The sequence below is a fragment of the Streptomyces sp. NPDC002845 genome (genome assembly GCF_053591955.1).
In genome coordinates this window covers 20,251-37,968 of the sequence record NZ_JBSFUU010000092.1, presented here as the reverse complement: position 1 = coordinate 37,968, position 17,718 = coordinate 20,251, and the positions used below count along the sequence as shown (strand labels likewise).

Below are 17,718 nucleotides of genomic sequence, written 5' to 3'. Positions count from 1 at the left end.
ACGGTCCATCCGCGATCAGCGGTGATCCTGAGACAGTCATCGCGCTGCCGGTCGATGGCGAGTCCGTCCATCTCGCGGTCGAGCGAGACGCGCAGATAGATCGCGGCGCGCACCGCAGAAGCAGCCATGGAGGAAACCTAACCCTGGGTATTCAGCGGAATTGGGTGATCTGACACGGCAGCTGTAAGTCTTGATCCAATGCCGCGTAGTTAAAGGGCCTGCGGAGAAACAAGTCATTGCTTCCCTGATTGCTGGTCGTTGTTGTGGTATGGGGACGTTGGGCGGGGTTGAAGCGGAACTGGCCGCGAAGTTCGAGGCGTTGTTCCCGCATCTGGACGAGCGTCAGCGCCGGTTGGCCATGGGGGCGGAGGCGGTCGCTGGGGCATGGAGGGATCCGGGCGGTGGCCCGTGCGGCAGGGGTGCGCGAGGGTACCGTCTCGCGCGGAGTGGCAGTACTGGAGTCCGGGGTGGCCCCGTTGGGCCGGGTCCGCCGGGAGGGCGGGGGCCGTAAGCGTGCGGTGGATCTGGATCCCGAGTTGCGGCCTGCTCTGCTGGCCCTCGTCGAGCCGGACATGCGGGGTGATCCGATGTCGCCGCTGCGCTGGACGACGAAGTCGACCCGCCACCTGGCCGGCGAGCTGACCCGGCAGGGCCACCGCATCTCGGCGGAAACCGTGGCCGACCTGCTGCGTGAGGAGGGTTTCAGCCTCCAGGGCAACGCCAAGACCATCGAAGGCAAGCAACACCCGGACCGCGAAGGCCAGTTCCGCTATATCAAGGAGCGAGCCAAGGAGCACCAGGCCGCCGGGGACCCGGTGGTCAGCGTCGACACCAAGAAGAAGGAAGTCGTCGGCAACTACAAGAACGCCGGCGCCGAGTGGCACCGTGAGGGCGAACCGGTCCAGGTACGGACGCACGACTTCCCGGACCCGGAGCTGGGCAAGGCCATCCCGTACGGGATCTACGATCTTGCGGCGAACACCGGATGGGTCAGCGTCGGCACGGACCACGACACCGCCGCCTTCGCCGTGGAGTCCATCCGCCGCTGGTGGAACAGCCAAGGACGCGGCGCCTATCCGCACTCGCGGCGGCTGCTGATCACCGCGGACGCGGGCGGCTCCAACGGCTACCGCACCCGCGCCTGGAAAGCCGAACTGGCTGCTCTGGCCCTTCAGACCGGCCTGGAAATCACCGTCTGTCACTTTCCGCCAGGTACTTCAAAAGTCGGGTAGCCGGAGGGATTCGCACCCTCCGGCTCCCACAGATCCGTACGTAAACCTGTCGGTTTATACGGCTCTTGTCATCCTGATCACCAGGCCAGAGAGGGGGAACTGGTCCACCTCCACTGCGCGAACATTCCCGGGCGGCGCTTGGCTGCCCGTTGGAAGGCCGCGTTGGCCTTCCTCTTCGCGCGGAACTGTTTGTACTTGTTGCGGAGCCAACGCACCAGGTAGGCGTTGATGCGCATCAGGAGCGGATACAGAGCCGATCGGTAGAACCGGCCGTAGTACTGCATCCAGCCCGCGACGATCGGATTGATCCGTTGCGCGAGTTTCTTCCACGGTGAGGTTGACCCGCCGGTGGAGCCGCCAGGAGCGGACCTCCTCGCCGAGTCGTTTGAGGGTGTCCTTGCTGACCGCGGGGCGGAACGACCATCTTGTGCGGCCCTGCTGGTACGTCCCGGCTTTGTCAGGGCCGCTCCCGCCCTCCCCGGCACCACCCGGATCAGGCTGCCCTCAGCTACGCTGACCTGCTGCGACAGGCCAGAGGGGACGGTCTTGCACCTCGACTCGAACCACAGCGCCTCACGGCGCAACCAAGATCCCCGACAGAGTCAAGCTCAGCCTTCGCGCACACAGCTCAGGCGCATGGCAGCACTTTCGATACGCGGCCGCCCCAAGCGCGTGGAGGTTCGACGCCTTCGAGGCACTGCGGAGGTGTTCCCACCGCGGGCCGACACCGTGGGGCTGGGCCCCCACGGCCGGGACAACGTCCTGCCCGGCGGCAACATGGCCGCTGTGTACGTGCGGGCCACTTCAGAGCTGCGGCCTCCACGAACAGGTGCGCTGCGACTGGCTGCTCTGGGCGCACCCATGCCGACCGAGGAAGATGAACGTGCGTGCACCCGAAGTGCGCGGCAACTCAGCGCCTCAGGCCGCAACGCCTGTTCATCTGCGCCGCCACGGCAGCGCGTCCGGATCGGCACCGGTGTCGTCCGCGCGCTGGAGGGCGGCGTTGATCGACTCGCCGATCTCGGCGAACTGCCGGATCTGTTCCGGGGTCAGGACGTCGAAGACCGTGCGACGTACAGCCTCGACATGCCTTGGAGCGGCCTGTTCCATCAGCCGCGCGCCCTCGTCGGTGAGGACGGCCATGTGGCTGCGGGGATTTGCGGGGTCCTCGCGGCGCCGCACGTAGCCGGCGTCCTGGAGGCGTGTGACGGCGTGGGTCAGCCGACTGCGGGTGATCTTCAGCAGCCGTGCCAGCTCCGACATGGCCAGGGCGCGCTCAGGCGCCTCCGACAGGTGGACGAGCAGCACGTAGTCGTAGCGCGTCAGGCCGGAATCGCGCCTGAGCTGCCGGTTGAGGTAGTCGCTCAGATGCGTCGAGAAGTCTTGATAGGCGAGCCAAGCTCGCCGCTCCTCGGCGTTCAGCCAGCGTGGCGTCGGGGACATGGCGACAGCTTAGCCAGCGGAGAGCGATTGAAGTTTCAATCCAAGTCTCGTATCGTGGCGCTCGGGTTGAAACTTCAAACTCGGAGGGATGTTCATGTCCAGCAGCCTCAGCAGGCGCCGGATCCTCACCGCAGGGGCGGGCGCGGCTCTCGGTGCCGCCGCCGCATCGACGCTCGCCGCACCGGCTCTTGCCCAGGCCCCCGGCGGGACCGCACCCGGAGCCGGCCTCGAGGAGACCCGCTCGCTCGACGAGTTGTACCGGTCCGCGATCGCCGAGGGAGGAAAGCTCGTCGTCTACGCCGGCGGCGATATCGACAGCCAGGCCGGCGGCGTCAGGGCCGGCTTCCGCAGCCGTTTCCCGGAGATCGACCTGACGATCGTCGTGGACTACAGCAAGTTCCACGATGTACGCGTCGACAACCAGTTCGCGACCGGCACCCTTGTTCCCGACGTCGTACAACTGCAGACGTTGCACGACTTCACCCGCTGGAAGCGCCAGGGGCGGCTGCTGCCCTACAAGCCCGCCGGGTTCTCCCGGCTGCACCCGCAGTTCCGGGACCCGGACGGCGCGTGGACGGCCGTGCAGGTCGTCGCCTTCAGTTTCCTGTACGACCCCGCCGCGGCCGGCGCGCATGCGCCGCGTACGCCGCTGGACCTGGTGGACCAGCGCTGGAAGGGCGCCATCGCCTCTTCCTATCCGCACGACGACGACGCGGTGCTCTACCTCTTCGCCCTGTACCAGCAGGCATACGGCTGGGACTGGATCGAGAAGTTCGCCGCCCAGCAGCCGCGGTTCGCCCGCGGTTCCCACACCCCGTCCGAGGCGGTCACCGGCAAGCAGAAGACCATCGGAGTCGGAACGTCGGCCAGTCTCCTCGCGGCGTCGGACGCGGCGCGCCGAACCGTGATCGCCGACGGGCACCCCTTCATGGCCTGGGGCCAGCGCGCCGCGATCCTCAAGCAGGCCGCCCGTCCCGCCGCTGCCAAGCTCTACCTGAACTGGCTGCTGAGCACCGAGGTACAGCAGAGGTCGTTCAACGGCTGGTCGGTACGCACGGACGTCACCCCCGAGGGCGGACCGAAGCCCATCTGGAAGTACCCGAACGCCCACCTTGACGGCTTTCCGCAGTTCATGGAGGACCGTGCACAGGTCGAGCGGCTGAAGCAGACGTTCGCGCTGTACTTCGGTGAGGTGCAGGGCGCTCCGACGCCGGGGTGGCTCGGTCTTCACCCCGGCCGGTAAGGGCCTCGCCCCATACCGCTGCTCGCCCTTCAAAGCCACCCTCGCCGCGACCGACCTAGTGCGCCTCTCCCATGTACTGGTACTCGCTGTCCTTACACACCAAGCGCTACCTGGACCACTGAAGCCCTGGATAGAGACCCCGGTCTCGGCTTCCGGGCGGCCATGGCCGGTCGCGCCCTGGGGGGCGTCACCACCTCTGCGGGTGGCCTGCTCCGGCTCGCCGACCGCCGGTCGGCAGCCTCAACAACTGGGCCGCCTTCCTGAAGATGAACTTCGGAGAGGTCCTGCGCGGCGACGGCACCGCACCGGGCGACGTCCTGAAGAGCACCGACGTGTTGGCGCGCCGAGACGTTCTTCGCCCAGGACGCGCTGCCCGCCCGCTTCCCGGACGGCTGCACACGCCCTGAATCCGACACTGAATCCGCTGCCCAACCGCCCTGCCACGCACGCCACCACCCGCATGTGCACTGTCACGTCCTCCTGAAAGAGGCCGTGATGTCTCGTCCTCACGCCGATTCGTGCACATGACGGTGGCCGGTACCGCCAACCGTCTTCCGTCGACCGAGAGAGTGGTCATGTCCACCGAACCCACAGAGTCAGCTGTTCCTCCCCCCGAGGGATCTGCGTCCGCACCGTCCCGGCGTACGTTCATCGCGACCACTACCGTCGTCGGCGGCGCGGTCATGGCGGGCGGCCTGATCGCGGGGCCGTCCGTGTTCGGCGCCGAGACCGCGGACGACGCCGACGCGTCGCCCAGCAGCCGCGTCTCCCTGACCGTCAACGGCAAGCGGCACACCGTCACCGTCGACAACCGGACCTCGCTGCTTGACCTGCTGCGCGAACATCTCGACCTGCCCGGCTCGAAGAAGGGCTGCAACGCCGGAGCCTGCGGCGCCTGCACCGTCCTCGTCGACGGCCGGCGGGTCAACTCCTGCCTGACCCTGGCGGTCCGGCTGGAAGGCGCCGAGGTCACCACCATCGAAGGCCTGGCAAAGGGCGACCGACTGCACCCGCTGCAGCAGGCGTTCATCGACCAGGACGCCTTCCAGTGCGGCTACTGCACCTCTGGCCAGATCATGTCCGGCGTCGGCTGCATCGAGGAAGGCCACACCGGCTCCCCGGAGGAGATCCGGGAGTTCATGAGCGGCAACCTCTGCCGCTGCGGCTGCTACGTGAAGATCGTGCGCGCCGTCGAGCAGACCGCACACGGGAAATGAGGCACGACCCCCATGCATCCCTTCTCCTTCACCAAGGCATCCGACACTCGGGAAGCCCTCGCCGCGGGCCGCGACGGCGGCCGGTACATCGCCGGCGGCACCACCCTGGTCGACCTGATGCGCGAGACCGTCGAACGCCCCGAGACACTCGTCGACATCAGCGACCTGCCGCTGCGCGAGGTCACCGTGACCCGGCGCGGCGGCCTGCGCATCGGCGCGCTGGTGAGTATGGCCGAGACCGCCGCCCACCCCAAAGTACGCGCCTTGTATCCGGTGATCTCCGAGGCGCTGGAGCTGAGCGCGTCCGCGCAGCTGCGCAACATGGCCACCATCGGCGGCAACATCATGCAGCGCACCCGCTGTACGTACTTCCGTGACGTGAACGCCGACTGCAACAAGCGTGAGCCCGGCTCCGGTTGCGCGGCCCTGCACGGCGTCAACCGCACCCACGCCATCCTCGGCACCTCCGACGACTGCGTGGCCACCCACCCCTCCGACGCCGCCGTGGCGTTCGCCGCCCTGGAAGCTCAAGTACACCTGCTCGGCCCGGACGGCGAGCGCACCGTGCCCTTCGCCGACTTCCACCTCAAGCCCGGCAACACCCCCAACCGTGAACAGGCCCTGCGCCGCGGCGAGTTGATCACCGCTGTCGAGATTCCCGCCCTTCCGCGTCCGCTCAAGTCCGGCTATCTGAAGGTGCGCGACCGCCAGTCGTACGAGTTCGCGCTGACCTCCGCGGCCGTCGCGCTGCACATACGCGGCGGAGTGATCCGGGACGCGTACGTCGCCGCCGGAGGCGTGGGCACCGTGCCGTGGAAGCTCCCCGCCGTTGAAGAAGCCCTCGTCGGTGAACGCCCCTCCGACCGGCTGTGGGCCGAGGCCGCCGGCCGCGCCACCAGCGGCGCCCGGCCGCTCCAGCACAACCGGTTCAAGGTCGAACTGCTCACACGCACCGTCGAACGCCAGCTGCGTACCGTAGGAGACAGCAAATGAGCCCCCAACCGCAGGCAGCCGTCGGCGCACCGCTCTCCCGGGTGGACGGGCGGCTGAAGGTCACCGGCCAGGCCACCTACGCCGCCGAGCACGACATCGACGGGGTGGTGCACGCCGTCATCGTCGACAGCAGTATCAGCCGCGGCCGTATCACCGGCATGGACACCAGCGACGCCGAAGCCCAGCGCGGCGTGCTGAAGGTCATCAGCCACCGCAACGCGCCCGAGCTGGCCTACCGCGAGTTCCCCTTCATCCCCTTCCCGGGCGAGCGGATACACATCTTCCAGGACGACCGTGTCCGGTTCTTCGGCCAGCCGGTCGCGGTCGTGGTGGCCACCACGCTGGAGGCCGCAGAGCACGCCGCGAGCCTGGTGAAAGTCACCTACGACGCCGAGAAGGCCTCGACCGACCTGACCGACGCCCCGGCCGAAGACGGACCTCAGCCCTTCGCGCAGCCCTACTCGCGGGGTGACGCCGAGGAAGCGCTGGGCTCCGCGGACGTCCGGATGGAGATGACCTACCGTCTCTCCCGCAACCACCACAACCCGATGGAGCTGCACGCCACCATCGCCCGCTGGGAGGGCAACAAGCTCACCCTGTGGGACAAGACCCAGCACGTGATCGGCGTACAGAACGAGCTCGCGTCCGTGTTCGGCATTCCACCGGAGGACGTGCGCGTCCTCACGCCGTTCATCGGCGGCGCCTTCGGCAACGGACTGCGGCGGTGGCCGAACACCACCATCGCCGCGCTCGCCGCACGTGAGGTGAAACGCCCGGTCAAACTCGTCCTGACCCGCCGGCAGATGTACTTCAGCGTGGGGTTCCGGCCCGCGTACGAGTACAAGCTGCAGCTGGGCAGCAGCGGGCGCGGGCGACTGACCGCGATGACCCACGACTTCAAGTACGAGACCTCCAGCTACGAGCAGTTCTGGGAGGCCAACCTGGCGCTGGGGCAGATGCTCTACGCCGTGCCGAACGTCAGGCAGACGCCCCAGATCGTGCCGCTGGATGTCGTCACCCCGATCTGGATGCGCGGCCCCGGCTATTCCACTGCCAGCTTCGCCATCGAGTCGGCTATGGACGAACTCGCCTACAAACTGGGCATGGACCCGATCGAGCTGCGGCTGCGCAACGAACCCGACGAAGACCTGTCGAGCGGACACCCCTTCTCCACCCGGCGGCTGCGCGAGTGCTTCCGCGTCGGCGCCCGCAAGTTCGGCTGGCACCGGCGCAACCCCAAGCCCCGCTCCACCAGCGACGGCGACTGGCTCATGGGCACCGGCGTGGCCACCGGCTGCTACGACGTCTTCCAGAGCGAGGCCCAGGCCCACGCCAGGCTCGATGCCGACGGCACCGTGGTGGTCCAGTCCGCGACCCATGACGTGGGCACGGGCACGTACACCTCCATGAGCCAGGTCGCCGCCGACGCCCTCGGCCTGGCGATGCGCCACGTCACCTTCCGGCTCGGCGACTCCAGGATGCCGCCGGCCCCGCCGCAGGGCGCCTCGCAGACCATGGCCAGCGTGGGAACCGCCGTCCAGAACACCTGCGACAAGCTGCGCAAGCAAGCCATCAAGCTCGCCGTCGAGGACGAGCGCTCACCGCTGCACGGCATCGACGCCGACGATGTCGTGGTCCGCGGCGGCCGGATGCATGCGAAGGGCAGCCCCGCGCGGGGGGAGACCTACCGGCAGCTCCTCGCCCGCAACAACCGCACCCACCTGGAGGCGAGCGGGTCCTACTCCCCGGTGCCGGAGGAGGAGAGGCGGTTCTCGATGTACGGCTACAGCGCGGTGTTCGCCGAGGTCGCCGTCGACGCCCGCCTTGGGCTGGTCCGGGTGCGGCGGATGCTCAGCGTCTACGACGCGGGCCGGATCGTCAGCCCCAAGCTCGCCGACAGCCAGGCCCTGGGCGGAATGATCGGCGGCATGGGCCAGGCCCTGCTGGAGCACACGGTCACCGACCACCGCGACGGCCGGATCACCAACGCCAACTTCGCCGACTACCTCGTGCCGACCCATGCCGACATGCCCGACCTGAAGGCGATCTACCTCGACGGGGAGGACTACAAGGCCGACCCCATCGGCGTGAAGAGCCTGGGCGAGCTCGTGATGGTCGGCGTGGCGCCCGCCATCGCCAACGCGGTCTTCCACGCCACCGGACGCCGGGTCCGCGACCTGCCCATCACCGCCGAAGCCCTGCTCTGAACCCCGGACGCTTCCCAGGACCTCTGACGCCACCCGGTCGGGGTCCTTGGAACCGTCCCGCTGATCGGCCCGCCGCCGTGCCTCTATCCCCCCTCATGCCGGCACGGCGGCGGGCTTCCCCACCGTCCGAGGAGATCCACCCATGCTGAACATCGCGGACACGCTGTACCGCTGGTGCCGTGAAGCCCGCCCCTTCGCCCTGGCCACCGTGATCCGGGTCAGCGGCAGCACACCCCTGCCGGTCGGCACCTCACTGGCCGTGGACACCGGCGGCGAAGCGGTCGGCAGCGTCTCCGGAGGATGCGTGGAAGGCGCCGTCTACGAGCTGTGCCAGCAGGTGCTGGACTCGGCCGAGCCCCCGATACGGGCCTCGTTCGGCTACTCCGACGACGACGCCTTCGCCGTGGGCCTGACCTGCGGCGGCGAATTGGAGGTCCTGGTCCAGCGGGTCGACCCCGCCGACCAGCCCCACCTCACCACCGCCCTGGAACAGGTACTGGCCGGTGTGCCCGTCGCCGTGGCACAGGTGGTGGACGGGCCGCAGCGCCTGCTCGGCCGTACCCTGTCCGTTTTCGGGGGCGGCAGCGCGTACGACGGGACACTTGGCAGCCGGCGGGAAGATCAGGCGGCGGCCACCCAGGTCCGCGCGCTGCTGCGGGCGGGCCGGACCGCCCGCGTCGAGGTCGGCGGGGACGCCGACACCTGCCCGGAGAAGCTGACGCTCCTGGTCCACACCCACGCAGCGCCGCCCCGCATGCTGATCTTCGGCGCCGTCGACTTCGCCGTCGCCCTCAGCCAGGCCGGACGCTTCCTCGGCTACCACGTCACCGTCTGCGACGCCCGCCCCGTCTTCGCCACCCACGCCCGCTTTCCGCACGCCGACGAGGTCGTCGCCGACTGGCCCCACCGCTACCTGGAGCACGCCGAGACCGACGCCCGCACCGTGATCTGCGTACTCACCCACGACGCCAAGTTCGACATCCCCCTGCTCCGCCTGGCCCTCGACCTCCCGGTCGGCTACATCGGCGCGATGGGCTCCCGCCGCACCCACGAACACCGCCTGGAACGTCTGCGTGAGACCGGCGTGCCCGAGGAGCACCTCGCGCTCCTGCACTCGCCGATCGGACTGGACCTCGGCGCCCACACCCCCGAAGAGACGGCGATCTCCATCACCGCCGAGATCATCGCCCACATCAACAACGGCACCGGCCTGCCCCTGTCCCGCGTCCCCGGTCCCATCCACGGTTCCGTCCCGGTGGCCCCGATGTCACCGGCCTCGGTGCTGGCCGCATGACAGCGCGCGCCGAGCCGTCGCGCGCTCGCTGACGAGCCGTAAGAACCCGATACGCGTTGAGGAGAGGCCCCACGTGCTCATCGACACCCACGGCCGGGTGGCCACCGACCTGAGGGTCTCACTGACCGACCGCTGCAACCTGCGCTGCACCTACTGCATGCCCGAGGAGGGCCTGCGGTGGCTGGCCAAGCCCGACCTGCTCACGGACGACGAGATCGTCCGCCTGATCGACATCGCCGTCACCTCCCTGGGCATCGAGGAAGTCCGCTTCACCGGCGGCGAGCCCCTGCTGCGCCCCGGCCTGGTCGGGATCGTCGCGCGGGTCGCCGCCCTCGGCCCGCGCCCTCAGATGTCCCTCACCACCAACGGCATCGGCCTCAAGCGCACGGCGACGGCCCTGAAGGCGGCGGGCCTGGACCGGGTCAACGTCTCCCTGGACACCCTGCGCCCGGACGTCTTCAGGACCTTGACCCGCCGGGACCGCCATCAGGACGTCCTCGACGGCATCGCAGCCGCCCGCGCCGCCGGACTGAACCCCGTCAAGGTCAACTCCGTCCTGATGCCCGGGCTCAACGAGGACGAGGCCCCCGACCTGCTCGCCTGGGCCGTGGAGCACGACTACGAGCTGCGCTTCATCGAGCAGATGCCGCTGGACGCCCAGCACGGCTGGCAGCGCGACGGCATGATCACCGCCGGCGACATACTGGCCTCCCTGCGCACCCGCTTCGACCTCACCCCCGAGGGCGACGAGGAGCGCGGCTCCGCCCCGGCCGAGCGCTGGCTCGTGAACGGCGGCCCGCACCGCGTCGGCGTGATCGCCTCGGTCACCCGCCCCTTCTGCGCGGCCTGCGACCGCACCCGCCTGACCGCCGACGGCCAGATACGCACCTGCCTGTTCGCCCGCGAGGAGACCGACCTGCGTGCCGCGCTCCGCTCAGGCGCTCCCAACGACGAGATCGCCCGGATCTGGCGTGCGGCGATGTGGGGCAAGAAGGCGGGTTCGGGCCTGGACGATCCCTCGTTCCTGCAGCCGGACCGCCCCATGTCGGCCATCGGCGGCTGACCCGGAACCACCTTTGTATGGAGGCATGAAGGCATGACAGCCCAGGAAACGCACGAGTACCCCGGTGAACAGGCGCACCCGCAGCCGATCAGGCTGATCGCGATACGACGGACACCGCTCTGCCTGGACGAGGTCTTCCAGGCCGTCGGCGACGCAGCGGCGGGCGGGATCGCGCTGTTCGTCGGCACGGTGCGCAACCATGACGCGGGCGCGGACGTGGACGGACTGGGGTATTCGTGCCACCCGACGGCCGAGGCCGAGATGCGGCGGATCGCGGAGAAGGTCGTGGCGAACCACCCGGTGCGTGCCCTCGCCGCGGTGCACCGGGTCGGTGAACTCGAGGTGGGAGATCCGGCGGTCGTGGTCGCCGTCGCGTGTCCGCACAGGGGAGATGCCTTCGAAGCCTGCAGGGAACTGATCAACGACCTCAAGCACGAAGTGCCCATCTGGAAACACCAGAAATTCTCGGACGGAACCGATGAATGGGTCAGTGCGTAGAGCCGTCACAAGCCCTGGCCGGCATCCGCAGGGCTTCCTGCTACCTGGAGCCCGGCTCGGCGTGGTAGGTGATCAACCGCATCAGGGCACCCCCGAGCAGCCCGTGAGGGTCACGCAGGCGGTCCTGCCCTCCTGCGGGCGCAGCGCAGCGGCCACATCGTGCAGGTCTCCAGCATCGGCGGCGTCATCACCTTCCCCTCGTGGGTGGCTGCAACGCCATCAAGCTGGCTCTGGCGAGGCTCACCGGCTCCCTCGCTCAGGAGGTGGCCGGCTTCACGACCAAGGTCACTCTCGTGGCGCCCGGCAGCTTTGCCACCGACTGGGGCGGCTCCTCCGCCGCCTTCGTCGAGCACCTGCCCGCCCACGAAGAGCTGTACGCGGCCGTGGCTGCCAACCTGAGCCACGTCCAGAACGGCGACTGCCCCCGCTGGCCCGGCCTTGCTGACGTCGCCACCCAGGACAGGGCACCGTCGCATATTGGTGGCGGTCGGCGCCGGTGCGTGCCAAGGCGAGGAGGGTGCGTGCGCAGGTTCTCCTTGGCGATCCAGGCCGTCAGCAGCGTCTGCCCGAGCTTCCTCTCGCCCAGGAGCGTGTTCCACATGGTGGCGAACTAGGGCCTGTCTGATGTCGTGATCAAACTTGCGGATCCGGATCCGCTTGGAAGGCGGATCCGGTAGGAAGACGGTCGTGACGCGCAGGCAACTGACCGACGAGCAGTGGAAGTTGATCGAGCCGTTCCTGCCGATAGGTGAGTACGGCCCCTACCCCGAGCGGCTGCGGGATCAGTTCGAGGGGGTGATCTGGCGGTTCAGGACAGGTGCGCAGTGGCGTGAGATGCCCGGCGAGTTCGGGCCCTGGCCGACCGTCTGCGGGCGCTTCCGGGTCTGGAGGAACGCCGGTGTCTTCACCGCCCTGCTGGAGGGCCTGATCGCCGAAGCCGCCCGCCGGGGCAAGACAGACTTGTCCCTGGTCAGCGTCGACTCCACGACCGTCCGCGCTCACCACGACGCCGCCGGGATGATCGTCGGCAAGGATGTCATGGAGGCTCTCGAGGAAGCCGCCGCCGAGCAGGAACAGGCCCGGCAAAAGGGGGGCGATGAGGCGGAACAGAACGGGCGGGGCGGAGGAAACGAGCCCGAGCGCGCCGAACGCTGACGCGTCCGCCGCCGATACGGACTCCGCCTGAAAGAAGCCCTGCTCGGAAGGTCCCGCGGCGGACTGACCAGCAAGATTCACCTTGCCGCCGACCGCAAGCGCCGACCGCTGTCGTTCGTTCTGACCGCCGGGCAGGCTGCGGACAGCCCCAGTTCGTCCCCGTGCTGAAGAAGATCCGCGTCCGTCTACCGGTCGGTCGGCCCCGCACCCGGCCGGACGCGGTCGCCGCGGACAAGGCGTACTCGCCCCGCGCCAACCGCGCCCACCTGCGACGACGCCACATCAAGGCGGTCATCCCGGAGAAGAAGGACCAGGCCGCCAACCGCAAGAAGAAGGGCAGCCGGGGCGGCCGACCCGTCACTTTCGACGCCGATCTTTACCGTGACCGCAACACCGTCGAGCGACTGATCAACCGGCTGAAGGACTGGCGCGGCATCGCCACACGCTTCGGCAAGACGCCCGAGAGCTATCTCGCCGGCCTCGAACTGCGCGCCTCGATGATCTGGCTCGGAGAGCTCTTGCAAGCAGCCGATTGATCACGACATCACACAGGCTCTTGGACGCGGTCCAGAGCGGCCAGGCGTTCACGGTGACTCGTGACGGACACCAGATCGGCGAACTGGTCCCCTTGCGGCGCCGCAGGCGGTTTGTGTCCCGCAGCGGCCCCGACATCTCCCTGGACGCCTTCCGGGCCGACCAGGACGCCACGGCCGAGCAGGAAGCGGACGACCCGTATGCCCGGTGACCATGCGCAGGGGTTGCTCGACACGAACATCATGATCCTGCGCCGGTGGGTGGATCCCGAGGAACTGCCCGCCGAGATGGCCATCACCGCCGTCACACTGGCGGAGCTGTCCGCGGGACCGCACGAGGTCCGCCGGAACGAAGAGCAGGACGAGTACGACGAGCATGCCGAACGTGCTCGGCGGCTGGACGTGCTGCAGCGCGCGGAGAACGAGTTCGACCCGATCCCGTTCGACGCGGAAGCCGCCCGTATCTATGGCCGGGGCTTGCGGCCGTGATCGGCGTCGGCCGCAAGCCCCGGCGGCGAGTGGCCGACCTGATGATCGCCGCCATCGCGATCACTGAGGACCTGCCGCTGTACACCACCAACCCCGACGACTTCAAAGGCCTGGACGACCTCCTCACCATCGTCCCCGTCACCCGCCCGAAAACGCCCGGCGACCGGTAAGGCGGCAGGACTGTCGTCGGGTGGGCCCGAACAGGCCATATCCGGTGGGGTCTCACCGGAACCGGACGGCTGGGCGTTGGCCCTTCGGCGGTGGGCGCTGGTAGTCGCTCGGCAGCTTGATGTGAAGGGTGATGCGGTCACTGTCCGGGTGGAGGCGCACGGTGAGCTGCGAGTTGATCAAACCCCGGCGTCCCTGGAAGCCCGGACCTTGCCCAAGGCTGCAATCACCTGCTCGAACAGCTCTTGCGTGCCGGAAGAGCCTCCATAACTGGCGATGACCATGATCGTGCGGGTCTTGCGATCGACATAGACATGCTGACCGCCGAATCCGTTCGCCGCAAAGCCATCGATGCCGGGCAAGCCCCACCAGAAGTAGAAGTAGGTCTTGTCCTTCAGCGGTGTGGTGGTCGATTCCTCCACCCATGCCCGCGGCACCACCTGGCGGCCGCGCACCGACCCACCGTCCAGCATCAACTGGCCCAGTCGTCCGAAGTCGCGCATCGTCGCGGCGAAGCCCGCGCCATACCATTCGTGCTGGCGGCCGTGCGGGCCCTGCATGACCCAGTATCCGGAGGATTCCATGCCGGCCGGCTGCCAGATCAGCTCGGTCATCAGTTGCGCGATCGATTTGCCGGTGACGCGCGCCAGCACCTTGCCGACCAGTTCGGTGTCCAGCGTCGAATAGTTGAACCTGGTCCCGGGCGGTGCGACCGCCTTCAGCTCCTTGGCGTAGTCCTCGTAGAACATCGTTTCGGCATTGGTGGATCCGTCGCGGACCGCGTCGAGGGCGCTGCCCGGGGCGTAGTCCTCGATCCACGAGGTGCCGGCACGCATGGTCAGCAGGTTTCTGAGCGTGACCTTGTCGTATGCGGTGCCGCGCAGCTCGGGCAGGTAGTGGACGACTGGCGTGTCGATGCTGCCGATGTGGCCTTGGCTTTGGATGATGCCGAACAGGATCGAGATCCACGACTTTGACATCGAGAAGCCGATGTAACGCGACTGCTCGCTGCCGCCGTTGCGGTGGATCTCGCGGACCAGCTTGCCGTCGCGCATGACCAGCATCGCATTGATGCGCAGATCTTCCAGCGTGTCCGCTAGACCCGCGGTCCGGTCGCCGATCCGCACCTGCAGGTCGTCGGACAGACGCAGCGGGGAGCGCCGCAGAGTACGGGTCCATCCTCCCGCAGGCACCGGGGCGGTGGCGAAGAGTTCGTCCATATGACGATACGTCAAGAGGCTGAGCGCGGGATTGGACTTCTCACGCCGGGCTTCCAACAGTGCCGGCGGCACCGGGGAGGGGCTGTCGGCCGCCTGCGGCGACACCGCGGAGGCACTGTCGGCCGCCTGCAGCGGCCCCGCGATCGCGACGGCGCCGACCATGCCCAGCGCCGCCCTTCTACTCACATGCTTCATTTGGCTGGCTCCTTGGTCAAGCGTTCGGAATCGGCTTCGGACGCCCAGGTCGAGCACTCGGAGGGCGTGGCCCTGGCCTGGGCCGGCGAGCTCACGTGCACGGTCGGCACGACGCGGTGGCCGAGCAGCGCGGTGTAGTCAGCAGCGGGCGCCCTCGGGGAACCGGGCGCCTGCCAGGAACTGCAGGATCTTCTTGTTGTAGGCGCTGGGCCGCTCCCAGTGGGGGGAATGGCCGGTTTCGTTGAACGTGAGCGAACAGGCGTTGGGCAAGTGCTTGAGCACTGTCCTGGTCACCGGCGGGGGCATATACAGGTCCGCGCCGCCCGCCGTGAGCAGAGTCCTGGTCCGGATGGTCTCCACCAGGTCCCACGTGATCCTGTGCGCCAGCTTCGGCGCCGGGTTCACATTGCCGGGGCGGGATCGTTCGGTGATCTCCTCCCATGCGTGGACGCCTTGCGGGTTGGCCGCCCGGTAGGGCGCGCCGAGCTCCCGGAAGGAATCGGGAAGATTGAAGAACCCCTGTGGCTGTATCCGGTTGAAGGTGGCGCGGTATTCGGGTTCTTGAATGCCCATCTGGCTGTTGGCGATCACCAGGCTGAGCAGTCGCTGAGGGTACGAGAGCGCGAAGTCCGCGGCGACGAAGCCCCCGTACGCCGTACCGAGCAGGTGGAACTTCTTCACCCCGAGGTGGTCGGCCAGCATCCGCAGATCCTCTGCGGACGGCGGGTCCTCGGCGGTCGCCGCCGAGGACCGGTAGTGCCCGCGCCGCGAGTACGCGATCACCCGGTGACCGGCCCTGGCCAGCACGGGCTGCTGGTACGGCCATGCCAGTGTGCTGCCGGTGCCCGCGTGCTCGAGGATGACAGCGGTTCCCCTACCACCGGTGTCCCAGTAGAAGAGCGCTCCACCGGGCACGTCCACGAAACCCTCGGTCGCCGGACGCTGCTCCGGGATGGGCTGGGGAACCAGCGGATCGCCGGACCTGCCTGTCGCAGCGGCGGCCGACGGCGCTCCCAGGGCCAGTGTTCCGGCCGGTACCGCCACCGCGGTCGCCAACATCGCGCGCTTGAGGACGGCACGCCTGGGTGCGTCCTTCATGAAATGAGATTCCGACATCGTTTCTGTTCCTGACTTGTCGTTTCCAGCAGGGAGTTCGATCACGGCTGACCAGACGCCGCTCACGGAGGTGTGTGTGCCGCCGGCACCGCTCGCAGTCCGCCTTCACGCTGATGTCCCTGCGAGAGGCAACCGGGACAGCGCATCGCTGCGGCGCTCCGATGCGGCGGGTGTCGGATCAGGCGAAATCGGCCGTGGGACGAGCGTGCGTGGTCGGATCCGCACCGGAGTCAGGCCTCTTGCGGCCCAACTGGTCGGAGGCGGTCCGGTGCGTCTCGCGCACGCTCAGCAGCACAACCAGGAGGGAGACCAGGCAGGCGCCCGCGCTGGCGGTGGCGACCCAGATCCATCCGCCGTCGGCTGCCACCACCAGGCTGGCGGCGATGGCCGGGGCGAAACCGGTGACGACCTGCGCCAGTTGGGTGGAGACCGCGAGGCCCGTGTAGCGGACGTGGACGTCGAACATCTCCGCCGTCATCGTGTACGCCACGGAGTTGGACAGTGCGTACCCGACCCCGATCACCAGGAAATGGCCGAGGAAGATCAGCGGCACCGACTCCATGCCGATCGCGCCGAACAGCAGGAAGATCGCGAGCATGTCGATCACGGCGCCGATCACGAAGACCGGCTTGCGGCCGATGCGGTCGGCGTAGCGGGCGGCCACGATCTGGACAGCCGCGGCGGACGTGGTGGACAGAAGCTTCACGCAGAGCATGGTGCTGGCGGAGATGCCCGCGTTGAGGGTGCCGTAGGAGAGGGCGAAGACACCGCCGACGGTGGCGAGCACCGAGTAGAACTGAAGGCCGACGACGCGCAGGATGCTCAGCGGGTAGCGGGTCAGCACGGTGACGATCGGCCACTGTGCTTTCCCCTTGGGCTTGCCGGAGGCGGAGTTCTTGGCGGATTCGAAGACGGGGGGCTCGGGGAGCTTCGCCCGCAGGACGAGTCCGATGACGACCAGACACGCGCTGAGCATGAACGGGACGCGCCATCCCCAGGACATGAACTGGTCGTCGGGTAGCGTCGAGAAGACGAGGAACACCACGGTGGCCAGGGCAGACCCGGCCAGCATGCCGCTCGGCGTCCAACTGGCGAAGAACGCCCGGCGGCCCTCCGGGGCATGCTCGAGACTGAGCGAGACGGCTCCGGCGGTCTCGCCGGCCGCGGAGGCACCCTGTACCAGTCGCAGCACGGTGAGGGTGATCGGGGCCCAGATGCCGATGGCGGCGTACGTCGGCAGCAAACCGACCGCGAAGCTGGCCACGCCCATCATGAGCAGGGTCAGCACCAACATGGACTTGCGGCTGATCCGGTCCCCGAAGTGGCCGAAGAACGCGGCCGCGAAAGGCCGCACGACGTAGCCGACGCCGAAGGTCGCGAGCGAGGCCAGGGTGGCCATGGCCGGGTCCGAGGCCGGGAAGAACAGCCTCGGGAAGACCAACGCAGCCGCGCTGCCGTAGAGGTAGAAGTCGTAGTACTCCACCATGCTGCCAATGAAGCTGGCCTTGGCGGCGAGCTTGGCGTTGCGTTCGGTGATCTGCGGTGGTTCAGGCGTCGTTGCCATGGGGGTGCTCCTGAGCGGGAGTGTGTCACATGGGCGCTCGGCGGTGGGGGACGCGGGCACGGGGCGCGGAGGCGGGAAGGCGGGAGAA

General features: G+C 68.6%; 15 protein-coding genes and 3 pseudogenes. 13 read left to right on the top strand and 5 right to left on the bottom strand.

Annotated features, from left to right (window positions below; translation table 11 throughout):
- Nucleotides 1-268 precede the first annotated feature (268 nt).
- Nucleotides 269-1,223: pseudogene (locus tag ACWD3C_RS40935) on the top strand (ISAzo13 family transposase); the annotation flags it as partial.
- 86 nt (nt 1,224-1,309) lie between these two features.
- On the opposite strand, the gene ACWD3C_RS40930 reads toward ACWD3C_RS40935, so the two are convergent.
- Nucleotides 1,310-1,717, bottom strand: a complete 408-nt coding sequence (locus ACWD3C_RS40930; RefSeq protein WP_451152507.1) for a group II intron maturase-specific domain-containing protein — start codon at nt 1,715-1,717, stop codon at nt 1,310-1,312.
- A 451-nt stretch (nt 1,718-2,168) separates the two neighbouring features.
- Nucleotides 2,169-2,675 (bottom strand): MarR family winged helix-turn-helix transcriptional regulator, encoded by a 507-nt coding sequence (locus tag ACWD3C_RS40925; RefSeq protein ID WP_451152501.1) that lies wholly within the window; start codon nt 2,673-2,675, stop codon nt 2,169-2,171.
- A gap of 94 nt (nt 2,676-2,769) precedes the next feature.
- On the opposite strand from ACWD3C_RS40925, the gene ACWD3C_RS40920 reads away from it, so the two are divergent.
- The 11 genes and pseudogenes from ACWD3C_RS40920 to ACWD3C_RS40870 all read left to right on the top strand — a co-directional run bounded on the left by ACWD3C_RS40920 (nt 2,770) and on the right by ACWD3C_RS40870 (nt 13,537).
- Nucleotides 2,770-3,918, top strand: coding sequence for an ABC transporter substrate-binding protein (locus ACWD3C_RS40920; RefSeq protein WP_451152499.1), 1,149 nt, complete (start codon nt 2,770-2,772; stop codon nt 3,916-3,918).
- A gap of 575 nt (nt 3,919-4,493) precedes the next feature.
- Nucleotides 4,494-5,135: a (2Fe-2S)-binding protein gene (locus tag ACWD3C_RS40915; protein ID WP_451152497.1), complete on the top strand. Its 642-nt coding sequence runs from the start codon at nt 4,494-4,496 to the stop codon at nt 5,133-5,135.
- Between the two features lie 12 nt (nt 5,136-5,147).
- Nucleotides 5,148-6,128 carry an FAD binding domain-containing protein gene (locus ACWD3C_RS40910; RefSeq protein WP_451152495.1) on the top strand — a complete coding sequence of 327 codons (981 nt, stop codon included), beginning with the start codon at nt 5,148-5,150 and terminating at the stop codon, nt 6,126-6,128.
- Complete coding sequence (locus ACWD3C_RS40905) at nt 6,125-8,335, top strand: xanthine dehydrogenase family protein molybdopterin-binding subunit (RefSeq protein WP_451152493.1); 2,211 nt, start codon at nt 6,125-6,127, stop codon at nt 8,333-8,335. The genes ACWD3C_RS40910 and ACWD3C_RS40905 overlap by 4 nt, the downstream gene beginning before the upstream one ends.
- Nucleotides 8,336-8,477: 142 nt before the next feature.
- Complete coding sequence (locus ACWD3C_RS40900) at nt 8,478-9,629, top strand: XdhC family protein (protein WP_451152491.1); 1,152 nt, start codon at nt 8,478-8,480, stop codon at nt 9,627-9,629.
- Nucleotides 9,630-9,702: 73 nt separating this feature from the next.
- Nucleotides 9,703-10,692 (top strand): GTP 3',8-cyclase MoaA, encoded by a 990-nt coding sequence (gene moaA / locus ACWD3C_RS40895; RefSeq protein WP_451152489.1) that lies wholly within the window; start codon nt 9,703-9,705, stop codon nt 10,690-10,692.
- Between the two features lie 33 nt (nt 10,693-10,725).
- Nucleotides 10,726-11,190 (top strand): molybdenum cofactor biosynthesis protein MoaE, encoded by a 465-nt coding sequence (locus ACWD3C_RS40890; RefSeq protein ID WP_451152487.1) that lies wholly within the window; start codon nt 10,726-10,728, stop codon nt 11,188-11,190.
- Between the two features lie 200 nt (nt 11,191-11,390).
- Nucleotides 11,391-11,804: a hypothetical protein gene (locus tag ACWD3C_RS40885; protein WP_451152485.1), complete on the top strand. Its 414-nt coding sequence runs from the start codon at nt 11,391-11,393 to the stop codon at nt 11,802-11,804.
- A 73-nt stretch (nt 11,805-11,877) separates the two neighbouring features.
- Nucleotides 11,878-12,881, top strand: a pseudogene (locus tag ACWD3C_RS40880) (IS5 family transposase).
- The gene (locus ACWD3C_RS40875) at nt 12,848-13,090 is read left to right on the top strand and encodes a prevent-host-death protein (RefSeq protein WP_451152505.1); all 243 of its coding nucleotides are present in this window, start codon (nt 12,848-12,850) and stop codon (nt 13,088-13,090) included. The pseudogene ACWD3C_RS40880 and the gene ACWD3C_RS40875 overlap by 34 nt, the downstream one beginning before the upstream one ends.
- Nucleotides 13,080-13,537: pseudogene (locus tag ACWD3C_RS40870) on the top strand (PIN domain-containing protein). The gene ACWD3C_RS40875 and the pseudogene ACWD3C_RS40870 overlap by 11 nt, the downstream one beginning before the upstream one ends.
- 177 nt (nt 13,538-13,714) lie before the next feature.
- Here the strand turns inward: ACWD3C_RS40870 and ACWD3C_RS40865 are convergent.
- Nucleotides 13,715-14,950 (bottom strand): serine hydrolase domain-containing protein, encoded by a 1,236-nt coding sequence (locus ACWD3C_RS40865; RefSeq protein WP_451152483.1) that lies wholly within the window; start codon nt 14,948-14,950, stop codon nt 13,715-13,717.
- A gap of 12 nt (nt 14,951-14,962) precedes the next feature.
- Between ACWD3C_RS40865 and ACWD3C_RS40860 the strand changes: the two genes are divergently transcribed.
- On the top strand, nt 14,963-15,088 hold the full coding sequence (locus tag ACWD3C_RS40860; RefSeq protein ID WP_451152481.1) for a hypothetical protein: 126 nt from the start codon (nt 14,963-14,965) through the stop codon (nt 15,086-15,088).
- Here ACWD3C_RS40860 and ACWD3C_RS40855 read toward each other — a convergent pair whose 3' ends face one another.
- Together ACWD3C_RS40855 and ACWD3C_RS40850 are read right to left on the bottom strand one after the other, a co-directional pair.
- Nucleotides 15,089-16,048: an alpha/beta fold hydrolase gene (locus ACWD3C_RS40855; protein WP_451152479.1), complete on the bottom strand. Its 960-nt coding sequence runs from the start codon at nt 16,046-16,048 to the stop codon at nt 15,089-15,091.
- Nucleotides 16,049-16,244: 196 nt separating this feature from the next.
- Nucleotides 16,245-17,630, bottom strand: a complete 1,386-nt coding sequence (locus ACWD3C_RS40850; RefSeq protein WP_451152477.1) for an MFS transporter — start codon at nt 17,628-17,630, stop codon at nt 16,245-16,247.
- Nucleotides 17,631-17,718: the final 88 nt, after the last annotated feature.

What these genes read in the sequence shown, in the direction of transcription:
- ACWD3C_RS40925 (WP_451152501.1), bottom strand. Translation starts at nt 2,675, where the DNA reads ATGTCCCCGACGCCACGCTGGCTGAACGCCGAGGAGCGGCGAGCTTGG.
- ACWD3C_RS40915 (WP_451152497.1), top strand. Translation starts at nt 4,494, where the DNA reads ATGTCCACCGAACCCACAGAGTCAGCTGTTCCTCCCCCCGAGGGATCT.
- ACWD3C_RS40905 (WP_451152493.1), top strand. Translation starts at nt 6,125, where the DNA reads ATGAGCCCCCAACCGCAGGCAGCCGTCGGCGCACCGCTCTCCCGGGTG.
- ACWD3C_RS40890 (WP_451152487.1), top strand. Translation starts at nt 10,726, where the DNA reads ATGACAGCCCAGGAAACGCACGAGTACCCCGGTGAACAGGCGCACCCG.
- ACWD3C_RS40910 (WP_451152495.1), top strand. Translation starts at nt 5,148, where the DNA reads ATGCATCCCTTCTCCTTCACCAAGGCATCCGACACTCGGGAAGCCCTC.
- ACWD3C_RS40900 (WP_451152491.1), top strand. Translation starts at nt 8,478, where the DNA reads ATGCTGAACATCGCGGACACGCTGTACCGCTGGTGCCGTGAAGCCCGC.
- ACWD3C_RS40865 (WP_451152483.1), bottom strand. Translation starts at nt 14,950, where the DNA reads ATGAAGCATGTGAGTAGAAGGGCGGCGCTGGGCATGGTCGGCGCCGTC.
- ACWD3C_RS40850 (WP_451152477.1), bottom strand. Translation starts at nt 17,630, where the DNA reads ATGGCAACGACGCCTGAACCACCGCAGATCACCGAACGCAACGCCAAG.
- ACWD3C_RS40855 (WP_451152479.1), bottom strand. Translation starts at nt 16,048, where the DNA reads ATGAAGGACGCACCCAGGCGTGCCGTCCTCAAGCGCGCGATGTTGGCG.
- ACWD3C_RS40920 (WP_451152499.1), top strand. Translation starts at nt 2,770, where the DNA reads ATGTCCAGCAGCCTCAGCAGGCGCCGGATCCTCACCGCAGGGGCGGGC.